At 64.6% G+C, this 18,507-nt stretch carries 17 protein-coding genes; 12 read left to right on the forward strand and 5 right to left on the reverse strand.

Annotated features, from left to right (window positions below):
* The first annotated feature begins 38 nt into the window (after positions 1–38).
* Both V2I30_RS09250 and V2I30_RS09255 read left to right on the forward strand, forming a co-directional pair.
* Positions 39–1,037, forward strand: a complete 999-nt coding sequence (locus V2I30_RS09250) for an efflux RND transporter periplasmic adaptor subunit (RefSeq protein WP_330661850.1) — start codon at positions 39–41, stop codon at positions 1,035–1,037.
* Positions 1,038–1,041: 4 nt separating this feature from the next.
* The gene (locus V2I30_RS09255; RefSeq protein WP_330661851.1) at positions 1,042–2,517 is read left to right on the forward strand and encodes an efflux transporter outer membrane subunit; all 1,476 of its coding nucleotides are present in this window, start codon (positions 1,042–1,044) and stop codon (positions 2,515–2,517) included.
* On the opposite strand, the gene V2I30_RS09260 is transcribed toward V2I30_RS09255, so the two are convergent.
* The 3 genes from V2I30_RS09260 to V2I30_RS09270 are packed head-to-tail and all read right to left on the reverse strand — an operon-like array spanning position 2,514 to position 4,717.
* Entirely contained in the window at positions 2,514–3,152 is a 639-nt protein-coding gene (locus V2I30_RS09260) for an exopolysaccharide biosynthesis protein (protein ID WP_330661852.1), read from the reverse strand. The genes V2I30_RS09255 and V2I30_RS09260 overlap by 4 nt on opposite strands.
* Before the next feature lie 42 nt (positions 3,153–3,194).
* Positions 3,195–3,644, reverse strand: a complete 450-nt coding sequence (locus tag V2I30_RS09265; protein WP_330661853.1) for a MaoC family dehydratase — start codon at positions 3,642–3,644, stop codon at positions 3,195–3,197.
* Positions 3,644–4,717 (reverse strand): CaiB/BaiF CoA transferase family protein, encoded by a 1,074-nt coding sequence (locus V2I30_RS09270; protein ID WP_330661854.1) that lies wholly within the window; start codon positions 4,715–4,717, stop codon positions 3,644–3,646. Before V2I30_RS09270 ends, V2I30_RS09265 begins: the two co-directional genes overlap by 1 nt.
* Before the next feature lie 167 nt (positions 4,718–4,884).
* Between V2I30_RS09270 and V2I30_RS09275 the strand changes: the two genes are divergently transcribed.
* The 4 genes from V2I30_RS09275 to wecB all read left to right on the forward strand — a co-directional run bounded on the left by V2I30_RS09275 (position 4,885) and on the right by wecB (position 8,384).
* Entirely contained in the window at positions 4,885–5,343 is a 459-nt protein-coding gene (locus tag V2I30_RS09275) for a glucuronosyltransferase (protein WP_330661855.1), read from the forward strand.
* Positions 5,340–5,822 carry a glycosyltransferase gene (locus tag V2I30_RS09280; RefSeq protein WP_330661856.1) on the forward strand — a complete coding sequence of 161 codons (483 nt, stop codon included), beginning with the start codon at positions 5,340–5,342 and terminating at the stop codon, positions 5,820–5,822. The genes V2I30_RS09275 and V2I30_RS09280 overlap by 4 nt, the downstream gene beginning before the upstream one ends.
* Positions 5,823–5,913: 91 nt before the next feature.
* A complete protein-coding gene (gene wecC / locus V2I30_RS09285; RefSeq protein WP_330661857.1) occupies positions 5,914–7,218 on the forward strand; it encodes a UDP-N-acetyl-D-mannosamine dehydrogenase in 1,305 nt (434 codons plus the stop codon).
* Positions 7,215–8,384: a non-hydrolyzing UDP-N-acetylglucosamine 2-epimerase gene (gene wecB, locus V2I30_RS09290; protein ID WP_330661858.1), complete on the forward strand. Its 1,170-nt coding sequence runs from the start codon at positions 7,215–7,217 to the stop codon at positions 8,382–8,384. Before wecC ends, wecB begins: the two co-directional genes overlap by 4 nt.
* An 11-nt stretch (positions 8,385–8,395) precedes the next feature.
* Here the strand turns inward: wecB and V2I30_RS09295 are convergent, their stop codons facing one another.
* Positions 8,396–8,956: a hypothetical protein gene (locus tag V2I30_RS09295; protein ID WP_330661859.1), complete on the reverse strand. Its 561-nt coding sequence runs from the start codon at positions 8,954–8,956 to the stop codon at positions 8,396–8,398.
* Between the two features lie 194 nt (positions 8,957–9,150).
* Here V2I30_RS09295 and V2I30_RS09300 point away from each other — a divergent pair, with 194 nt between their 5' ends.
* From V2I30_RS09300 to V2I30_RS09315, 4 genes are read left to right on the forward strand one after another with little or no spacing between them, the layout of a single operon-like run.
* Positions 9,151–9,870, forward strand: a complete 720-nt coding sequence (locus tag V2I30_RS09300) for a polysaccharide biosynthesis/export family protein (protein ID WP_330661860.1) — start codon at positions 9,151–9,153, stop codon at positions 9,868–9,870.
* Positions 9,871–9,874: 4 nt separating this feature from the next.
* On the forward strand, positions 9,875–12,106 hold the full coding sequence (locus V2I30_RS09305; protein WP_330661861.1) for a GumC family protein: 2,232 nt from the start codon (positions 9,875–9,877) through the stop codon (positions 12,104–12,106).
* A gap of 38 nt (positions 12,107–12,144) precedes the next feature.
* The gene (locus V2I30_RS09310) at positions 12,145–13,020 is read left to right on the forward strand and encodes a glycosyltransferase family 2 protein (protein ID WP_330661862.1); all 876 of its coding nucleotides are present in this window, start codon (positions 12,145–12,147) and stop codon (positions 13,018–13,020) included.
* 12 nt (positions 13,021–13,032) lie between these two features.
* The gene (locus V2I30_RS09315; protein WP_330661863.1) at positions 13,033–14,052 is read left to right on the forward strand and encodes a glycosyltransferase family 2 protein; all 1,020 of its coding nucleotides are present in this window, start codon (positions 13,033–13,035) and stop codon (positions 14,050–14,052) included.
* A 30-nt stretch (positions 14,053–14,082) separates the two neighbouring features.
* Here V2I30_RS09315 and V2I30_RS09320 read toward each other — a convergent pair whose 3' ends face one another.
* Positions 14,083–15,369, reverse strand: a complete 1,287-nt coding sequence (locus tag V2I30_RS09320; RefSeq protein WP_330661865.1) for an O-antigen ligase family protein — start codon at positions 15,367–15,369, stop codon at positions 14,083–14,085.
* Between the two features lie 260 nt (positions 15,370–15,629).
* Between V2I30_RS09320 and V2I30_RS09325 the strand changes: the two genes are divergently transcribed.
* Entirely contained in the window at positions 15,630–15,896 is a 267-nt protein-coding gene (locus V2I30_RS09325; protein ID WP_330661866.1) for a spike base protein, RCAP_Rcc01079 family, read from the forward strand.
* On the forward strand, positions 15,896–18,493 hold the full coding sequence (locus tag V2I30_RS09330) for a hypothetical protein (protein WP_330661867.1): 2,598 nt from the start codon (positions 15,896–15,898) through the stop codon (positions 18,491–18,493). Before V2I30_RS09325 ends, V2I30_RS09330 begins: the two co-directional genes overlap by 1 nt.
* The last annotated feature ends 14 nt before the right edge of the window (positions 18,494–18,507 follow it).

The raw sequence follows: 18,507 nt of genomic DNA on the forward strand, positions 1-18,507 counted from the left end.
CCCAAATTCGTACACGCCACAACCGCACAGAGACCCCTATGGCCCTCCTCCCTTCTAACGTCAGCTTCTCGCGCCAGATCCTGCCGATCCTCGCCCTGATCGGGATCGTCGCCGGGGCGATCTACATCTTCACAGGACTGCCCGATCGCGAGATCACAGAGCCGGCCAGCGAACCGCCCAAGCCGACCGGCGCGCTGGCCGATGCGGCGCGCGTGGCGGGCGCGGGGATCGTCGAGCCCTCGAGCGAGGTGATCGATATCGGCTCTGCGCTGTCGGGGCTGGTCACCGATCTGCGCGTCGAGCCGGGAGACCGGGTGGAAAAGGGTCAGCCGCTCTTCACAGTCGATGATCGCGCGGTGCGCGCCGACATCCGCGAAGCCGAGGCCGCAATCCGCGAGGCACGCGCCGCGATCGGCGAAGCGGAAACGGCGCGCCGGGTCGCTCGCGAACAGCTCGCCCTTTACGACAATCTCTCCGACCCCGCCGCGGTCAGCCGCAGCGAGGTCATCCGCGCCGAAGGGGATGCGGCGAGTGCGGGCAATCGCCTGCAGCTTGCCCGCTCCCGGCTCGAGCAGGCGCAGGCGCGCGCCGCCACCGCACGCACCGAGCTCGGCCGACTGACCGTACGCGCGCCGATTGCGGGCGAAATCCTTGCAGTCAATATCCGTCCCGGCGAATTCGTCGCCACGCAAGGGGGCGGCAACACGCAGCCCTTTATCCAGATGGGTCAGACCAACCCAATGCACGTTCGGGTCGATATCGACGAGAACGAAGCCTCGCGCGTCGAACTGGGCGCGCCGGCCATCGTCAGTCCGCGCGGCGCGGCGGAAATTCGCGTCGAAGCCGATTTCGTCCGCGCCGAGCCGCAGGTCGTGCCCAAGAGGTCGCTCACCAACAGCGCTAGCGAACGGGTCGATGTGCGCGTGTTGCAGTTGATCTACCGCCTGCCGCAAAGCGCCGCTTCGGACGCCTTCCGCGTCGGCCAGCAGATCGACGCCTTCATCCCTGCCGCCGCGGCTGCGAGCGAAGGGGAGTAGGACGATGGCGCTGCGAGATCCCGCACAGGCGCAAGGCATATGCCTGCCTCGCTGCCTCGCCGCCGCCGCGGCGTCGCTGACGCTCGCCGCCTGCGTCGCAGGACCCGCGCCCGAGATCGCCACTCCGCCGCCCGCCCTGCCCGATGCATTCTTTTTCGCACCGGACGAGGCTGTGTCGAGCGAAGTGGCAGCCCTGCTTCCCGCCGAAGACCCCGCTTTCGTGGTGCTGGCGAGCGCGGCCATCGCGGACAGCCCGACCTTGGCCGAGGCTCTGGCGCGGATCGACGGTGCCCGCGCGCAGGCCGAACGCGCCGGGGCGGAGCGACTGCCGAATGTCACCGCCGATGCCAGCGTCGTTCGCAACCGCATCAACCCGGCGCAGTTCGGCGATGCGGGTGCCGGCTTCATTCCCGAGGTTCAAACGTCCTATGGCGCGAACCTGACGGCGAGCTGGGATCCCGACATTTTCGGCCAATTGCGCGCGCAGGAACGCGCCGCGATCGCACGGATCGACAGCGCAAGCGCTTCGGCCCTCGCGGTGCGCAACGCGCTGTTGGCGGAAATCGCGGGCAGCGTGATCGACTGGCGCACGCTTTCCGCGCGGCAGACGGCGTTGGAGCAGGACGTTGCTGCCGCCACGCGCCTGGTCGATCTGTCGCGGGTGCGGGAGGAAGCCGGCATCGCGCCCGGCTTCGACCGGGTGCGCGCGCAGGCGGCGGCAAGCGCGTCGCGCTCCCGCCTCGCCACGCTCGAAAGCGAACGCGCACGGCTGATCGGGCGGCTCGTCGCGCTCACCGCCGCGTCGGCCGGCGAAGTTAGCGCCGCGCTGGCTCGGACCGATCAGGCGATGACTCTGACCCAGCCGCCCGCAGCGCTCCCGTCGGAACTGCTCGCCAATCGGCCGGACGTGCTTGCCGCGGCAGCGGAACTTGCAGCAACCGATGCCGATCTTGCGGCCGCTTCGCGCGCGCGCTTTCCACGCCTGACACTCTCGGCGGTGGTCGGCCTGTTGGCCTTCGATCCCGAAGATTTCTTCGATGACGATTCCTTCGTCAGCACGCTCGCCGCAAGCGTTGCCGCGCCGCTGTTCGATTTCGGACGGATCGAAGCGGAAATCGATGGTGCCGCCGCGAACAAGCGGATCGCCTTTCAGGCCTATCGCGGCGCGGTATTTGAAGCGCTGGGCGAGGCCGAGGAGGCGTATGGATTGATTGCTGCCGCCGATGCGGAAGCCGAGCTTGCCGCGCGCGAGAGCGATGAACTGGAACGCGCCGCCCGGCTCGCCAATGTGCGCTTCAGCGCGGGCCTATCGAACTTTCTCGAAGTGCTCGAAGCGCGGCGGGCCGCCGACGCCAGCGGGGAGCGCGCGGCAGCGGCGATCGGCCGGGCAGAGCGGGCGCGGATCCTGTTGTGGCAGGCCTTGGGCGGCAATGCGGCGGAAGAAGACGAGAGCCGAGCGGACAACGCCCAGGCGCTCTAGAATGGCAGGAAGCCGCCGCCGGAGCCCGAGCCACCCGAGCTGAAGAACCAGAAGCCCACCCCTGTCGTCGCCAGGGCGGCGATAATGTAGGCGATCAGCATGGCCAACCCGTCACGCACCATCAGGGCTACGCTGATAATCGCTATAGCGAACATCGGCGCGGCGCTGGCCCATGGCAGCACTTCGAGCGGGGGGACGGCGAAGCACAACAGCAGGATGATGCCGGCCGCAACCTGCACCGCCGGGCCTTTGGTCAGCCAGGTCATCCGATCGATCGAGAGCTTGTCGAGTTTGTTGGCGATACCGTCGAGCTTGTCGGTCGCCCCGTCCATCTTGTCGGACGAGACCGAACGGTTCTCGATCCAGCCGGGCACCCAGATATGATCGCGTCCGAACAACAGCTGGACCGCGACCAGCGCGACGCATAGCGCAAGGAAAGTGGGGACACCGGGTATGGCCCCCACCGGACTGATCTCGATCAGCGCAAGCACGAGCATCACCGGCGCGAAACTGCGGCTGCCGAACTTGTCGAGCACATCGCCGATGCGCACCTTGTCCTCTTCGCCGGCGAGCTCGTCCAGCCCGTCGACGACATCGCCGATCGAATTGGCGTCTTTCTGATCCGTTTTCGCCATCTCGCTAACCTCAATGCGCGAGATGCAGGGTCTTTCCTGACCTTATGCGCTTTTCTGCAACAAAGCCGAGCGTTCGCAGCGGCACACCACTTCGTCGCGCTGGTTCAGCAATTCGTGAACGAAGGTGACGATCCCGGCTTCCGGCCGCGAATTGCTCTGCCGCAGGGCTTTCACTTCGCTGCGCGCCCGCATCGTATCGCCAATAAAAACCGGCTTGGGCGTCACCACCTTGTCGAAGCCGAGATTGGCAACCAGCGTCCCCAATGTCGTATCGCCGACCGAAAGGCCAACCAGCAGCGCGAAGGTGAAGGTCGAATTGACCAGGATCTCGCCGAACCCGCTCTTTTTGGCCGCCTCGACGTCGAGATGGAGCGGCTGCGGGTTGTGGGTCATGGTCGAGAAGAGGAGGTTGTCGGTCTCGGTCACCGTGCGGCGAATGTCGTGCTCGATCCGGTCGCCCACCTGCCATTCGTCGAAGAACTTGCCCGCCATCAGCCCCGCGCCCCTTCCTGCCAGCGGCGGACCACATCCTCGCCTTCATTGTCGCTCGATCGCACCTTGCCGGGCGTCCGGCCAAAGCGCGGGGCGGGCGCGGAGTGCCAGATGCCGTCGTGCTCGACATAGGCGCCGCGCGCCTTCATGTGATGATGCTCGCGCGCCTCGTCGAGGCCGAGGACCGGGCCGTAGCAGACATCGGTGCCTTCGAGCAGATCGTTCCATTCCTCGCGCGTTTTGGTCTTGAACAGCGCTGCGAGCTTCTCGGCGTAATCGTCCCAATTTTCCGGGTTCATCTGGCCCTCGGCAATCTCCTCCGCCCCGGTGCGCGCGACCAGTTCGGCGTAGAATTGCGGCTCGATCGATCCCAGCGCGATCTCCTTGCCGTCCTTGCAGGTGTAGCATTGATAGAAATGCGCCCCGCCGCCGAGCAAGCCCTTACCACGCTCGGTCGTGCGGATCGCGCCCTCGGGCTGTCCGGAGAAGAAGCTCATCAGACTGGTGACGCCATCGATGATCGCCGCATCGACAACCTGTCCCTTGCCCGAGCGTTCGCGTTCGTAAAGCGCGGCGAGAATGCCGAACGCGCAATAGATCGAACCTCCGCCGAAATCGCCGATCAGGTTCTGCGGCGGCACTGGCTTTTCTCCCGCCTTGCCGATCGCATCGAGCGCGCCGGTGATGGCGATGTAGTTGATGTCGTGCCCGGCGGCATGGGCGAGCGGGCCGTCCTGGCCCCAACCGGTCATGCGAGCATAGACAAGGCGCGGATTGGCCGCGAGCAATTCGTCCGGGCCGAGCCCCAGCCGCTCCATCACCCCGGGCCGCAATCCTTCGATCAGCACGTCGGCGCTGGCGGCCGCGTCGCGGCACAGCGCCAGCCCCTCCTCGCTCTTGAGATCGGCTGTCAGGCGATGGCGCGCGCGTTCGACCACCGGGTTCATGACGCCCCCGCCCGGCCGATCGACCCGCACCACTTCGGCGCCGAGATCGGCGAGCAGCATGGCGACATGCGGCCCCGGCCCGATCCCCGCGAATTCCAGCACCTTCAGCCCTTCGAGCGGACCCATCGCATCTCTCCCTCGATGTCTTGCGAACGCGCGCCTGTCTGCCCGCTCACCCCGGCGAGAGCAAGGCGATGTGTAGCGATCTGGGGCAATGCGCGAATTGACAGCGCCGCACCGCTCGCCAATAGGACGCGCCCGCAGCAAACCGCACGAGGACGCAACCCAGCGACATGACGCATTCCAGCCGCAAGGTGCTGGCCGTGGCTTCGGGCGGCGGTCATTGGGAGCAGCTGATGCGGCTGCGCAGCGCGCTTGCCGGCCACGACGTCACCTTTGCGACCACCGATCCGGCCGCGGCCAGTCAGCACGGCATCGCGGATGCGGCGCACTTGCCCGATTGCAATCAGAACACACCGATAAGGGCCGCTCGGTGCGCCGCGAGCGCCCTCGCACTGGTAGCGCGACTGCGCCCCGATATCGTTCTCTCGACCGGAGCGGCGCCAGGCTATTTCTGTCTGCTGGCCGGGCGAATGCTCGGCGCGCGCACGCTCTGGATCGACAGCGTCGCCAACGGCGAAGAGCTTTCGATGTGCGGAAAATTGTCGCGGCGGACGGCGCATGAATGCCTGACGCAATGGCAACATCTCGCCGACGGCCAAGCGGTTAAGTATCGCGGAGCGGTGCTGTGATCCTGGTGACGGTCGGCATGCAGCTGGGCTTCGATCGGCTGATCCGCGCGATGGACGCGCTGGCGCCCGAACTCGGTATGAAGGTTGTCGCGCAGACCGGTCGTGGGGAGTATCGCCCGGCGAATATGGAAGCGCACCAAGCGCTCGCCCCTACCCGGTTCGAAGAGCTGGCGAGCCGGGCGCGGGTGCTCGTCAGTCATGCCGGGATCGGCACGGTGCTGACGGCGCAGCGGCTGGGCAAGCCGATCGTGCTGATGCCGCGCCGCGCCGACCTTGGCGAGCATCGCAACGATCATCAGGTCGCCACCGTCTGCCAACTCGCAGGGCGCGACGGCATTCTGGTGGCGCTCGGCGAGACAGAGCTAGGCGTGCGGATCGGGGAAGCGCTAGGTTCCAAACCGGCACCCGATCAGCCCTCGCCTAAGCAAGCCCAGCTCGAAGCGGCGATCCGGCATTTCATCACCGCCGGCAGTCTCTAGCCACCACCATGCTCAAGGCGCAGGCCTAACGCGTTTTTAACCCTCCTCGCCCATGATCCGCGCGCTCGACCATGGCAGGAAACCGGACCTTATGAACGCCCCTTTCGATGCGGCCACGGCGAGCGCAAGCCAAACCGCCGGCGATGATGTCGGCAACTGCCAGGTGGCGGTCGTCGGCCTTGGCTATATCGGCCTCCCGACCGCGGCGGTGATCGCCGCCAATGGGTGGAACGTGTGCGGTGTGGACGTGTCGCCGGACGTGGTCGAAACGGTCGCCGCGGGCCGGGTGCATATCGAAGAGCGCGATCTTGGCCGGCTGGTGCATGACGCGATCGCCTCGGGCAAGCTCACCGCCTCGCTCGAGGTTCCTGCCGCGCAGTTCTATCTGATTGCGGTGCCGACCCCGCTGACGGACGAGAACACGCCCGATATCGGCCATGTCGAGGCCGCCGCGCGCGCCATCGCGCCGCGCATCGCGACCGGTGCCTGCATCATCGTCGAAAGCACCTCGCCCGTAGGCACGACCGAACGCGTCGCGCAGATCATCGCCGAGATGCGGCCCGACATCGCCGTCCCCGTTTTCGGTTCGCAAGCGGAAGGCGACATCGCGCTCGCCTATTGCCCCGAACGCGTTCTGCCCGGCAAGATCGTACGCGAACTCGTGCAGAACGATCGCGTGATCGGCGGTATCACGCCTGCCTGCGCCGAGCGGGCGACAGCGCTCTATGCCAGCTTCGTCGAAGGCGACTGTCTCGTCACGAACGCCCGCGTCGCCGAAGCGGTCAAGCTCACCGAAAACAGTTTTCGCGACGTCAACATCGCCTTTGCCAACGAACTGAGCGTTATTGCCGACGATCTCGGCGTCGACGTGTGGGACGTCATCGCGCTCGCAAACCGGCATCCGCGGGTGAACATCCTCCAACCCGGGCCAGGCGTCGGCGGACATTGCATCGCGGTCGATCCCTGGTTCTTGGTCGCCGGATCGCCCAAGGCCGCACGCCTGATCCGCACCGCGCGCGAGGTCAACGATTTCAAGGCGACCTATACCGAACGCCGCATCCGCGCGCTGCTCGACGCGGTACCGGGCGCGAAGGTCGCGCTGCTGGGTCTCGCCTTCAAGCCCGACATCGACGATTTCCGCGAAAGCCCCGCGCTCGAAATCGCGCTCAGCCTGGCGCGCACGCGCGGTCAGCGGATCATGGTGGTCGAGCCGTTTGCCGACGAACTGCCGGGCGGTTTCGCCGGAACCGGCGCGCAGTTGGCGACGCTTGACGTGGCGCTTGCCGAGGCCGAGATCATCGTTGTGCTCGTCGATCACACCGCCTTCAAACATCTCCTGCCGGGCGACCTAGCGGGCAAGCTCGTCTTCGACACGCGCGGAATGCTCAAGAAATGAACGGTGAAGGCGCGGCGCGGGATGCTGCAGGCCCTCCGCGCATCCTCGTCACGTTCGGCACCCGGCCCGAAGCGATCAAGATGTTCCCGGTGGTCGGCGCGCTTCGCGAAAGCGAGGCTTTCGACGTCCGCGTCGCGGTGACGGCGCAGCACCGCGAGATGCTCGACCAGGTGCTCGACCTGGCGCAAATCGTGCCCGATATCGATCTCGACCTGATGCAACAGGGGCAGAGCCTCGATGCGCTCGCGGCGCGTATCGTTACGCGGTTCGGCGAGGCGCTGGATGCCGAGCGGCCCGATCGCGTGCTTGTCCACGGCGACACGCTTACGACGATGATGGCGAGCCTCGCCTGCTATTTCCGCCGCATTCCGGTCGGGCATGTCGAGGCGGGTCTGCGCAGCGGCGACATCTACGCCCCTTGGCCCGAAGAGGTGAACCGCAAGGTTACAGGCGCCGTCGCCGACCTGCATTTCGCTCCGACCACAGCCGCAGCCGAGGCTTTGCGCGCGGAAAACATTCCAGCGAGCGCAATTCATGTCACCGGCAACACCGTGATCGACGCCCTGCTCGAAACCCGCGCGAAGATCGCTGCCGATCCCTCGCTCGCTCCGGTCGTCACCGCGCTGCGGAAAAAGTTTGCCGGGCGCCATATCCTGTGCGTCACCGCCCATCGGCGCGAGAATTTCGGCGCTGGCATGGAAGCCATTGCCCGCGCGCTCTCCCGGCTCGCGAACCGCCGCGACGTGGCGATCATCTATCCACTGCACCCCAACCCCAAGGTCGCGAGCGTCATGCGGCCCGCGCTTTCGGGCCACGACAACATCGACTTGATCGACCCGCTGACCTATCCCGAGTTCGTCGCGCTGATGGAGGCGAGCCATATCGTTCTCACCGATTCCGGCGGCATACAGGAGGAGGCGCCGAGCCTCGGCAAACCGGTTCTCGTCATGCGCGAGACGACCGAGCGACCCGAAGGCGTGGCGGCGGGCACGGCCCAGTTGGTGGGCGCGCACGAGAATGCGATCGTCGATGCGACCGAGCGTCTACTGGACGATCCCGCCGCCTACGACGCCATGGCGAAGGCGCACAATCCCTATGGCGATGGCCAGGCAAGCGCGCGCACAGTCGAGGCGATAGTCCGTCAGCACGACGTCGCGCGAAAGTAAGGCGAAGGCTTTCAGCGGCGTGACCGCGCAAAATGCCCGCGCAGCAGCATCGCGTAATAGATCGCCGCCCCGAACACGATCAGGCTCGCCCCGATATCTCCGACCCAGTTCAGCTTGAGCGGCCCGTAAAGAAGCCGGTCCACCGCGTGCAGCGACACCATCCTAAGCGCAATTACGCAAAGCATGAAGAGCGCTCCCGCCCAACCTGCCGCGAGCGCAAGATTACGCCGGCTTCCGGCGTGTCGGCGAAAATTGCGGATCGCGGCCAGACCCCCGATGGTCAGACCCATGATCAGGACGACGACCAGGGGCGTTTGCAGCGCGCTTCTGGCCTCGAAACTGCCTTCAGCGCGCATCTGATCGCGGAGATAAGAGCGGATTGTCTCCTCGACGTCGAACGCGCGCAGTAGCATCAAGGCTGCGAAGAAAAGAGCGAGCATGAGCCAGGCACGGCCATGACCTGCCGGCTGACCATTACCTTGCGCTTCGCGGGCGGCGAAGGCGCAGGCGGCAACGACGAAAGCGTAAAGAAACAGTGCGGCCAGACTGAACGGGGAAAGCGAAGGCAGCACGATTTCTCTCATCCCTGTAGCGGGGCGCCCGAACGTCGGGTGCAGCGGTTATCCAAGCCCCGTAACCCGCCAATCGCGCCGAATCGAGCCATTGCGCCCACAGGCTTCCGGCAAGGCAGTTGCTTATGCATGGGGGGGCGTTTAGGGACAAACCATTGTAATCCTCTGTCGATCTTCGAGGAACCCTGCCGATCATGTCCGCTTTTCCGACCAAGTTGTCCGGTGTCGCCTGCTGTCTGGCCGCCATGGTGGCGACCGGTTGCGCCTCATCGCCCGAACCGATCATCGGACCGGCTGTTATCACACCCCGCGCCGACCTTGGGCAGCAGGAATTTGCGGCGATTGCCGCCAACACCTATGCCCTGCGTCCTTCGGATCAGATTTCGGTCAATGTCTTTCGCGAGCCCGAGCTTTCGATCGAGAATGTGCGGCTCGGCGTCGACGGAACGGTGTCCCTCCCGATGCTGGGAGCGATCCCGGCTGCGGGAATAACCACGGCACAGCTCGAACAGGACATTTCCCGCCGTTTGCTGGCCGCCGGTCTGCGCACGCCGATGGTGGCGGTCAATATCGCGAATTACGCCTCGCATCTGGTCACCGTCGAGGGCGCGGTCACGGAGCCGGGCGTCTTCGCATTCCAGCCTGGCGCGCGGCTCTCTTCCGCCGTCGCCATGGCCAAGGGCCCCACGGAGATCGCCAAGGAGGAACAGGTCGCCGTGTTCCGCGAAAGTCCCGAGGGCGTCTTGGTCGCCAAGTTCGACTATCGCCAGGTCCGGCAGGGCACGATGCTCGATCCCATCCTTCAGCCGGGCGACCGCGTGGTGATGGGCACGGACGGCCTTTCGGTGTTCTACAAGAACGCGCTCCAGGCGCTGCCCGCATTTGGAACGTTCGGCCTGGTTCTGGTCAGATAATCCAATGAACGATCGCTCCATTATCGGCCCGAACGAGGCGAGCGATTCGGGTGGCCGCGGCGGCTGGCTGGACCAGTATCTACCGGACCAGCAGCTTGTTGCCGCCCAGCCGCGTCCCAAGCTCGTCAGCATCGATACGGTGCGCGGCATTCTCTATCGCCAGCGCTGGCTGTTCCTGGCGATCACGCTGGCCGCGCTGGCGATCGGACTGATTATAACGTTGCTCTCGACGCCGATGTACCAGGCGACTTCGAAAGTCAGCGTCGAGCCCTACGGCTCCTTCATTCTCGAAGGACAGGATGTCGAGCAGGGGATCGCCAGCAACCAGGTCGGCGACTATCTCGCGACCCTGGTCGAACTGATCAAGAGCCGCAGCCTTGCCGGAGTCGTGGTTGACGAGCGCAATCTGGTGGAGCGCGGGGTTCTGCTGCCTGGCGATATCGAGGAGAGGCGGTCCCCGGGCATGGGCGACGAACAGTGGCGCGAGGCGAAGGAGAGCATGATCACCTCCGCCCTCGCCGGCCGGGTGGCTGCAACAACACCGGCGGAAAGCTGGGTCATCCCGATCACCTTCCGTTCCGAAGACCCTGTACTCGCGGCCGAACTCGCCAATGCCTATGCCGATGCTTTCATCTCTTCGGACACCCGCGAAACGATCGCCGGCAATGAATATGCCATCGAATATCTCAGCGATCAGATCGAGATCGTGCGCGAGCGGCTCGAAGAGGCCGAACGCGACGCCAACACCTATGCGCGCGCGAGCGGCATCATCGTGCAGCCGATCGCGAACGAGGACGGCAGCACGTCGCAGACCACGCTGACCAATTCCAACCTGACCAATATCAGTCAGCGCTTCGCAGAAGCGCGCGCAGCCCGTATCGCGGCGGAGCAGAAATGGCGTTCGATCCAGAACCTACCCACATCGCAATTGCCCGAGGTGCAGAACAGCCCGGTGTTGCAAGGGCTGGTGGCTGATCGCACGGGGTTACGCGCTGAACTGGCCGAGTTGCGTCAACGCTACAATGACAGCTTTCCGCAAATCACCGACCTGCTCGCCCAGATCGAGATCCTCGACGATCAGATCGAGCGTTCGAGCGCGGACATAAGGGCATCCGTGCGCAACGACTTCATCGTCGCGCGCAACCAGGAAGAGGCATTGCAGAGCGAGCTCGGCTCCCTTTCGAGCGAATCCCTCGCCGAACAGGACGAGATGGTTCAGCTGACCGTGCTGGAGCGCCAGGCGGAGGCCTTGCGTCAGCAGCTTCGCTCGTTGCTCGAACGCTACAACCAGATCAGCAGCGCCGCCAACGTCAATAGCGGCAACATGACCAAGATCGAGAGCGCGCTGGTTCCAGGTTCGCCCTATGCACCGAGCCTCCTGCAGAATCTCGGGCTCTCGCTGGTCCTTGGTCTGGCATTGGCGGGCGGGCTCGCAGTGCTGCGCGAGATGTTCGACGACCGCGTCCGTTCGCTTGACGAGGTCGAAGAAAAGATGGACCTGCCGCTGATCGGCCACACGCCACACATCGATGAGAAGGCGGGCGATGCGAGCGTCGAAAGCTCGCACCAGTTCAGCGCGCTGATGGAGGCCTATGCGTCGATCAAGGCTGCAATCGACTTTTCGCTGCCGCGCAGCCGCAACGTCCTGCAATTGACGAGCACGCGCGAATTCGAGGGCAAGTCGACGACCGCGGTGGTGCTGGCCGAACTGTTCGCGCGTTCGGGTCGCCGGACGCTCTTGATCGACGCCGATCTGCGACGCCCGTCGGTCGCCAAGCTGCTCGAACTCGAAAGCCCCAAAGTAGGCTTCGTCGAAGTCCTCATGGGCCATTCCAAGCTCGAAGATGCGGTGGTCAAGGGTGTCCATGAAGATCTGGAAGTGCTTCCGGTGGGAGCGATCCCGCCCAATCCGGCGGAAATCCTGTCCTCCGAGGAATTGTCCAAATTCATCGAGGCGCAGCGCGACAATTACTCGCTCATTCTGTTCGACAGTTGCCCGGTTCTGGGTCTTGCCGACGCACCGACCCTGTCACGCGCAGTCGACGGGACGATCTTCGTGCTCGAGGCGAACAAGGTGCCGTTCGCGCAGGCACGCGCGGCGGTGGCACGGTTGCGCTCGGCCGGCGGCACTGTGCTCGGCCTCATTCTCAGCAAATATCGCGCGCGCGAAGCGGGTCAGAGCTATTCCTATCAATACGATTATTACGAATACGGCCCGAACCGCAAAGCCGGGTGATGCCGGGTGCAGCATTTGACGGACAACGGAGCGGCGCGGTGCTCGAACCGTTCACGGTGATCATCCCCGCCCATAACGAAGAGGCGGTGATCGCTCGCTGCCTGCAGGCGGCGCGGAGCGGCGCGCCGGTGGGCGCCCAAATCGAGATCATTGTGGCCGCCAATGGTTGCACCGACGACACCGTCGAAGTCGCGCGAGAGGCCGACGGCGACGCGATCGTTCTTGACCTCGCGCAATGTTCGAAAACGCGCGCGATAAACGCCGCCAACGCCGCCGCCTCCCATTTTCCGCGCATCTATCTCGATGCCGACGTCGTGTGCGGATATGCTTCGCTCGCAGCCCTGGCCGAGGCGCTGCGCGAACCGGGCGTCATGGTGGCCGCGCCGGGCATCCGCCACGACTTCTCCGATGCGAACTGGGTGGTGCGCGCCTATTACGGCGCGTGGTCGAAACAACCCTATGCGCGCTCGGGCAGGGGCGGTGCGGGCTGTTATGGCCTGTCGCGCGCAGCGCTCGAACGGATCGGAAGCTTCCCCGAAATCATCGGCGACGATATCTGGATCCATACCCGCTTCGCCGAGGACGAGCGCCGGTTCGTCACCCGCACGGGCGACGGGCAGCCGGTCTTCTCGCTCGTGCGCCCGCCCGATACCGGGCTCGACCAGGTGCGCGTCGAGGCGAGGCGAATGTTCGGCAATGCCGAGGTCAGGCGGCTCTATCCCAGTCCGCATGTCACGCAACTTGCCAAGGGCGGGGGGTTCGCAGGCGCGATCAGGAGCGATGCGTCTGCACTAGAAGTGATCGTCTTCACGATCATCAAGGGGCTGGTCCGGCTTGACATGATCCGCCGCAAATGGCTCGGCGCGCAAAAGGTGTGGGTTCGCGACACCAGCTCGCGCCAACGCAGCGCCTGACCCGAACGCCCTGTGACCACGTTCGTACCCGAACCCGAGCAAAGCCCTGCGCTGAGCATCTTCATCGTCGCCTACAATTCGGCGGCGCTAATCAGCGCTTGCCTTGGCTCCATTCCGGATGCCTGTCGCTCGCACAGCTACGAGGTGTTACTGATCGATCAGGGCGACGGCTCGACCCGTGCGCTGGTCGAACACGAAGTCCCCCATATCCGTATCGTCGAGGATGCGGGCAATATCGGATTTGCGGGCGGCAACAACCTGCTGGCCGCCGAGGCCCGCGGAGAGATGTTCCTCCTCCTCAATCCCGATGTCGTCCTGCTTCCGGGCGCAATCGACGCCCTGTTCGCAGCAAGCGAGCGCTACCCTGAAGCGAGCGCGTGGGGCGGGGTTACGTTGAACCGCGAGGGCGAACCCGATAACGGCAACAGCGTCCGCTTTCCTTCCTTAAGCGAAATGGCAAGCCGGGTGCGGGGACGGTCCTCGGCGCGCTTCGATTCCTCCGCAGTGCTTGCCTGCGATCAGCAGGTCCAGAGCCTCAGCGGCAGCTTCGCGATGATCCGTGCCGACGCCTGGCGCGAAGTGGGCGGCTTCGACGAAAGCTATTTCCTCTATTCGGAAGAGGTGGACTTATTTTATCGCCTGCGAAGCGCGGGACACGACATCTGGCGGATTTCATCGGCGAGAGCTATCCACGATATCGGACATGGGAATGTCCATTCACGCGAACGCATTCTCTTTCGCGCGGCGGGCATGATGCAATTCGTGCGCACCCATTGGCCTTGGTGGAAGCGCGAGGTCGCATTCGTCCTGCTCTGGCTGGCGGCAATCGAGCGATGGGCCTTCGCCAAGGTGCTGGGACGCTTGTTTCCGTCAGCTCGCGCAGTGGGGGAAGGTCACACGGCCATGGCCCGGTTTCCCTCCCGTTGGCGTCAAGGCTATCGCACAGATCGCGGCATCGGGGCGGAACTGTCCGATTGGCGCGCCCGGCGGCTTGGCGGAACTATTGAAGACCGGGGCGCTCCAGGCGAATAGAGTGTCCGGCAAAGGGTCCGAACGCTGCTGTCAGTTTGCCACGGCCGGCGCAGCGGCGCGCGGCGGCGTCGCCCGGACCATGCTGCGATCGGGGGAGGGGCGATAGACCCCGAGACTGACCGCGACGCCGAACAGCACGAAGAACCAAACAAGAATGCCCTGCCACATCGAAACCGAGTTCACCCCCAGAGCGAACACGCCGAGCGAGATGGCAACTCCTCGCAAAAGCCGTGCATCCACGGGATTTGCGAAGAGCGACGAGCGTGCCACCATTACCAATGCGACCAGCAGGGCGATAATGAGGAGCAACGAGGCTGGAATACCGAACCGGAGCGCCATGATCAGCCAGAAATGATCGAACGAGTCCGAGTGCATCCATGAGGGCCGAACCCAGTCGTCGTAACCGATCCCGAACCAGGGATGTTCGGCGATATTGTCCGTGCCGAAGCGCCAGATCAGCACCCTATTGTAGGCCGAGGCGGTGTTGAGCGACGCGTAACGCACCAGCAGCCCGTAAAACCCGGTATTGCTCAGCATTTCGATCACGAAATAGACCACGGCCCCGAACGCCAGAAGCAGTTGCCAGGTCACGTTCCTGATCTGCTCGGTCAGCCAGTCATAGGCGGCGAGGATAGCTCCGAAGATCAGTCCGAGCAGAGCTGCGGAACTCATGGTGAAGAAAGCGCAGATCGCAGCGATGATGCCGGCCCATTTCGGCCAGCTGCGAAGCCCGGAAAGCAGGTAGATCGGCAGCAGGCTCGCAAGGAAGATGCCGGCCAGGATGGGATGCGGAAAGCTTGCCGCCCCGCGCATCAGGCCGAGGCGAGCTTCGTCGCGAAGCGGGTTGACGGACCCGGTCAGGCTCGTCGCGAAAGGCTGCAGCAGGCGCTGATGTGTGACCGCTTCCTGAAATACGATCAGCCCCTGGATCAGAACCCCGGGGGCGGTGAGGATGAGGAGCAAGCGCAGGTCCCGCGGGGTTTTTATGCATACTCTTGCGATGAAGTAGGCCAGCGTTATGTCGACGAGGTGCGACCCGCCTTGCTGGAACGCCTTCTCCAGCTCTCCACTGTTCATGTAGGAAGCAAGCGCGATCCAGCCGGCGACGACGATCAGACAGAAATCCGGCGTAGTGAAGCGCAACCGGCCTCTCACCACTTCGCGCAGGATGAACGGAGAGAGGACGAGAATAAAAACCCGCAGCGGCGTCAGAAAGATTGAAAACAACGTGACGCTGAACTGGCCCGGGATGAAAATGAGATAGACCAGGACGGCGAGAATATAGACGCCGGTTCGGCTATCGGTGCGGACCGGCATGGGGCGCGGCGGTGGGATGGATCGCGCGTATGGGGAAGCAATTGTCGCCATAGATCGAGCGTTAGACCGATCCCGCACCCATGCAAAGGACATTGCCGTCAATCCGGTTAGGATGTCGGACGGTCACGATGACTGTCGCGGATACCGCACCCACCGACCAACATTGTAGCTGATCCCGCTCCTGAGCGAGATAGAGCTTTCCTACATATAACCTATCTGGTTACTGCGTTGCTCTCCAAATAATCAGAGAGGTTTTAACAATGTCCGATCCCTTTGCCGCTTCGACCGACAGCGTCATCGCACCTGCCCGCCATGCATTCGCCATCATCGCTGACGATGCGAACGACCTCGCGCTCTTTACCAAGGCGCTTTATATCGGAACAGGCGGCGACCTGGTGGTCCGCCCCGTGGATTCGGATGCGGACGTCACGTTCCGCAACGTCCAGACAGGCGCTATCCTCGATGTCCGTTGCCGCGCGGTCCGCGCATCGGGCACCAGCGCCGCTGACATCGTCGGCTTCGCCTGATGCCGGGGTTCGGTTTCGGAAAGATCAGGGGGCAACACCGTGCAATCGGGCGCAAAACCGGTGCACAGCCGACCCCCGCCCCCGCCCCCACAACCAGCGAGACGAGCGTCGCCCGTAACAACGCGACCTTCACCTTCGCCGCGGCGCGCGACGTCGGCCAGTATGCGGACGGCTCCTACTTCGCGGTGATCCCGGACGGCGGCGATATCACGCTGGCCTCGACCACACCCGCCTCGCAACTGGTCAGCGGCAACTATTCCGATATCGGCGACTTTACCGACAAGATGATGCACGGGCTGATGGTCGATCCGGGCGAAGGTGAAGGATGGACGACTGCCGCGCAGGGCTTTCACGACTTCGAGAATGCCGATACGCCTGCAAGCCTCTCGACACTGCAGCCGGTCGACACCGCGCTCAATCTCGATCCCGGCTTCACCGCCGCGCCGCTCGCCGTCACCGCGCCCTCGACATTGATGAAGGCGGTTCACAATATGACCCCGCCCTCGAACCTACGCTTCGGATTGACCGAGAATTACGCCGCGCTCACCTGCGTCAGCGCCGTGCCGCCGGAGAATGCGTTCCGACCGGCCCCGGCGGCAGGCGACAAGACGAGCTACTTCACCGCCGACGACGTCGATCTCGCGTTTCTTCCGAGCCTCGCCGCGCCCGCCTCGCAGCCGGACTTCGCCACGCTGACCGCGAGGATCGACAAGGTCTACCAGACCTGGTTCACGAATAATCTATTCAGCCGCGAATTGAGCGCGGTGAACCACCAGGAGCTTTACGGCCGCGACATTGCCGAAGAGCTCGGCGAAGCGTTGCTGGCGTTGTGCACCGACGCGCTGACCGCGGCGGAGAAGGAAACGCTTGCGCGCCACCTCGTGCAGATCGGACTGGACATCCTCGGCAACGTCACGAATGGCGGCAGTTGGGCGATCCTCGCCGGCTGGGGCGGCGGCCAGCATTGGGTCAAGGCGGTGGCAATCTTCGCCGCACACGCGCTGCGCAATGCTGCGGATACGGCGAAGGCGGCGGAACTGCTCGCGCTTGTCGACCCGGCGCAGAACGATGGCTGGGCGACCGAGGACAATATCTTCACCTATGTCGATCGCGCCTATATCGAAGCGGCATCCGATCAGCGCAGCGGGTTCGACCATATCGCGTTCAATCACTACATGGAGAACGCCCCGCTCTGGCGCAGCGATGTGCGAAGCCCGACCCTGACCGGATCGGCTTGGAACCACGTCTATCGCTTGAACGTTCTCTCAACCACGCTGCCACAGGCGCTCGCACTGCGAATGATGGGGCTTGCGACCGCCAGCTTCGTGACGGGGGCCTACAACGACTATCTCGACTTTGGCTACGACTGGGCACTAGGCGAAAGCTGGGGTGCCGACCTCCCCTCGCCCTTCGTCCTCGACATGCTCGCTTCGTTCTGGGGCAATTACGGCGCCGGTGCGGACGCCGCCGCACCTTCGATCGTCCGCGTCGCCGCCCGTGAGAGCGAGGTGTGGATCGAATTCGACAAGCTGCTTTCACGTGGTGCGATTCCGTCGAGAGGCGCCTTCGCTGTATCGATTAACGGATCGCCGGCGACGATTCTTGCCGAAGCCGACTCCTTCGTCGACGAACCGTCCGAACACCGCTCCCCGAACGTCTATGGCTACAGCCTTGCCGTGCGGCTCGCTGCACCCGTGGCGCAAGGCGACACGGTTACCATCGCCTACACGCCTCCGGGCACCGATGCGGCCATGACCATCGGCGGTGCACCCGTTGCGACCATCGCCGAAACCGTAGCGACCAACCTTACCGGTGTCCTTCCCGCGCCCGCCGCCCAGATCGAGACCGTGCGCGACACCGCACTCCGATCCGAGCGCCAGGTTTCGTCCGCGCCGCCTTTCGGCAGCGAGACTATTGCCTGGCTGCAATTCAGCTACCGCTTCCGGCTCTACAATCTCAGCGGCGGTGACGCGCTGATCAGCACCAACGCCGCTTCGAGCTCGCGTTTCTGGTTCTACTCGCCTAGCGGTACCAGCTTCCGCTTCTACCCAAGCGGCGTCAGTTCGGATCGCGTCGATTTCGCCGGCGCGAACACGAACCTGCCCCTCGACGGCACCGAGATCACGATGCACGTGCAACTCGACTATTCGGCGACCGACGAGGCTGGCATGGTCAAATTGCATTTCGCTTGGGATAGGGGCAGCTGGACGCCGGCTGCTGCGTCGTCCGCGCGAGCTGCGAATATGCCCAACCTTAATGCGCTGTTCGGCACGGCCGGAGGGCTGGCTCTGGGTGGGCATTCGGGTAACACTACCGGGAGCGCCGATATCGCGCATAACGCCTTCATCATGCGATGGGGGACCGGGGCCGCGCCAAATGCACCGGACTTTGCCGATGCTGACTTCGCCCATAACGCTGACTGGGGCGACAATGGCGAGAATGTCTGGGGGCAGCCGCAGCTCTATTTCGCCGGCATGCTCACCGAATGGAATGGATCGCTGCCCAATCGCGGCAACTTCGGTGTGCACCCGCTGCAACCCTCGCGGCTCGACGCAGAGGGTGAGCCTACCAGCAGCTACATGGTCGTAACGCCCTGAATGGACGCGGGCGA

Origin of the sequence: Erythrobacter sp. (assembly GCF_036351135.1) — a bacterium.
Classification (GTDB): Bacteria; Pseudomonadota; Alphaproteobacteria; order Sphingomonadales; family Sphingomonadaceae; genus Erythrobacter.

Bases quoted from the DNA above. Each gene is read 5' to 3' on its own strand.
- V2I30_RS09270 (WP_330661854.1), bottom strand. From the start codon at position 4,717: ATGGGTCCGCTCGAAGGGCTGAAGGTGCTGGAATTCGCGGGGATCGGG.
- V2I30_RS09300 (WP_330661860.1), top strand. From the start codon at position 9,151: ATGTCCGCTTTTCCGACCAAGTTGTCCGGTGTCGCCTGCTGTCTGGCC.
- V2I30_RS09265 (WP_330661853.1), bottom strand. From the start codon at position 3,644: ATGGCGGGCAAGTTCTTCGACGAATGGCAGGTGGGCGACCGGATCGAG.
- V2I30_RS09275 (WP_330661855.1), top strand. From the start codon at position 4,885: ATGACGCATTCCAGCCGCAAGGTGCTGGCCGTGGCTTCGGGCGGCGGT.
- V2I30_RS09330 (WP_330661867.1), top strand. From the start codon at position 15,896: ATGCCGGGGTTCGGTTTCGGAAAGATCAGGGGGCAACACCGTGCAATC.
- wecC (WP_330661857.1), top strand. From the start codon at position 5,914: ATGAACGCCCCTTTCGATGCGGCCACGGCGAGCGCAAGCCAAACCGCC.
- V2I30_RS09260 (WP_330661852.1), bottom strand. From the start codon at position 3,152: ATGGCGAAAACGGATCAGAAAGACGCCAATTCGATCGGCGATGTCGTC.
- wecB (WP_330661858.1), top strand. From the start codon at position 7,215: ATGAACGGTGAAGGCGCGGCGCGGGATGCTGCAGGCCCTCCGCGCATC.
- V2I30_RS09255 (WP_330661851.1), top strand. From the start codon at position 1,042: ATGGCGCTGCGAGATCCCGCACAGGCGCAAGGCATATGCCTGCCTCGC.
- V2I30_RS09325 (WP_330661866.1), top strand. From the start codon at position 15,630: ATGTCCGATCCCTTTGCCGCTTCGACCGACAGCGTCATCGCACCTGCC.
- V2I30_RS09320 (WP_330661865.1), bottom strand. From the start codon at position 15,369: ATGCCGGTCCGCACCGATAGCCGAACCGGCGTCTATATTCTCGCCGTC.
- V2I30_RS09250 (WP_330661850.1), top strand. From the start codon at position 39: ATGGCCCTCCTCCCTTCTAACGTCAGCTTCTCGCGCCAGATCCTGCCG.
- V2I30_RS09305 (WP_330661861.1), top strand. From the start codon at position 9,875: ATGAACGATCGCTCCATTATCGGCCCGAACGAGGCGAGCGATTCGGGT.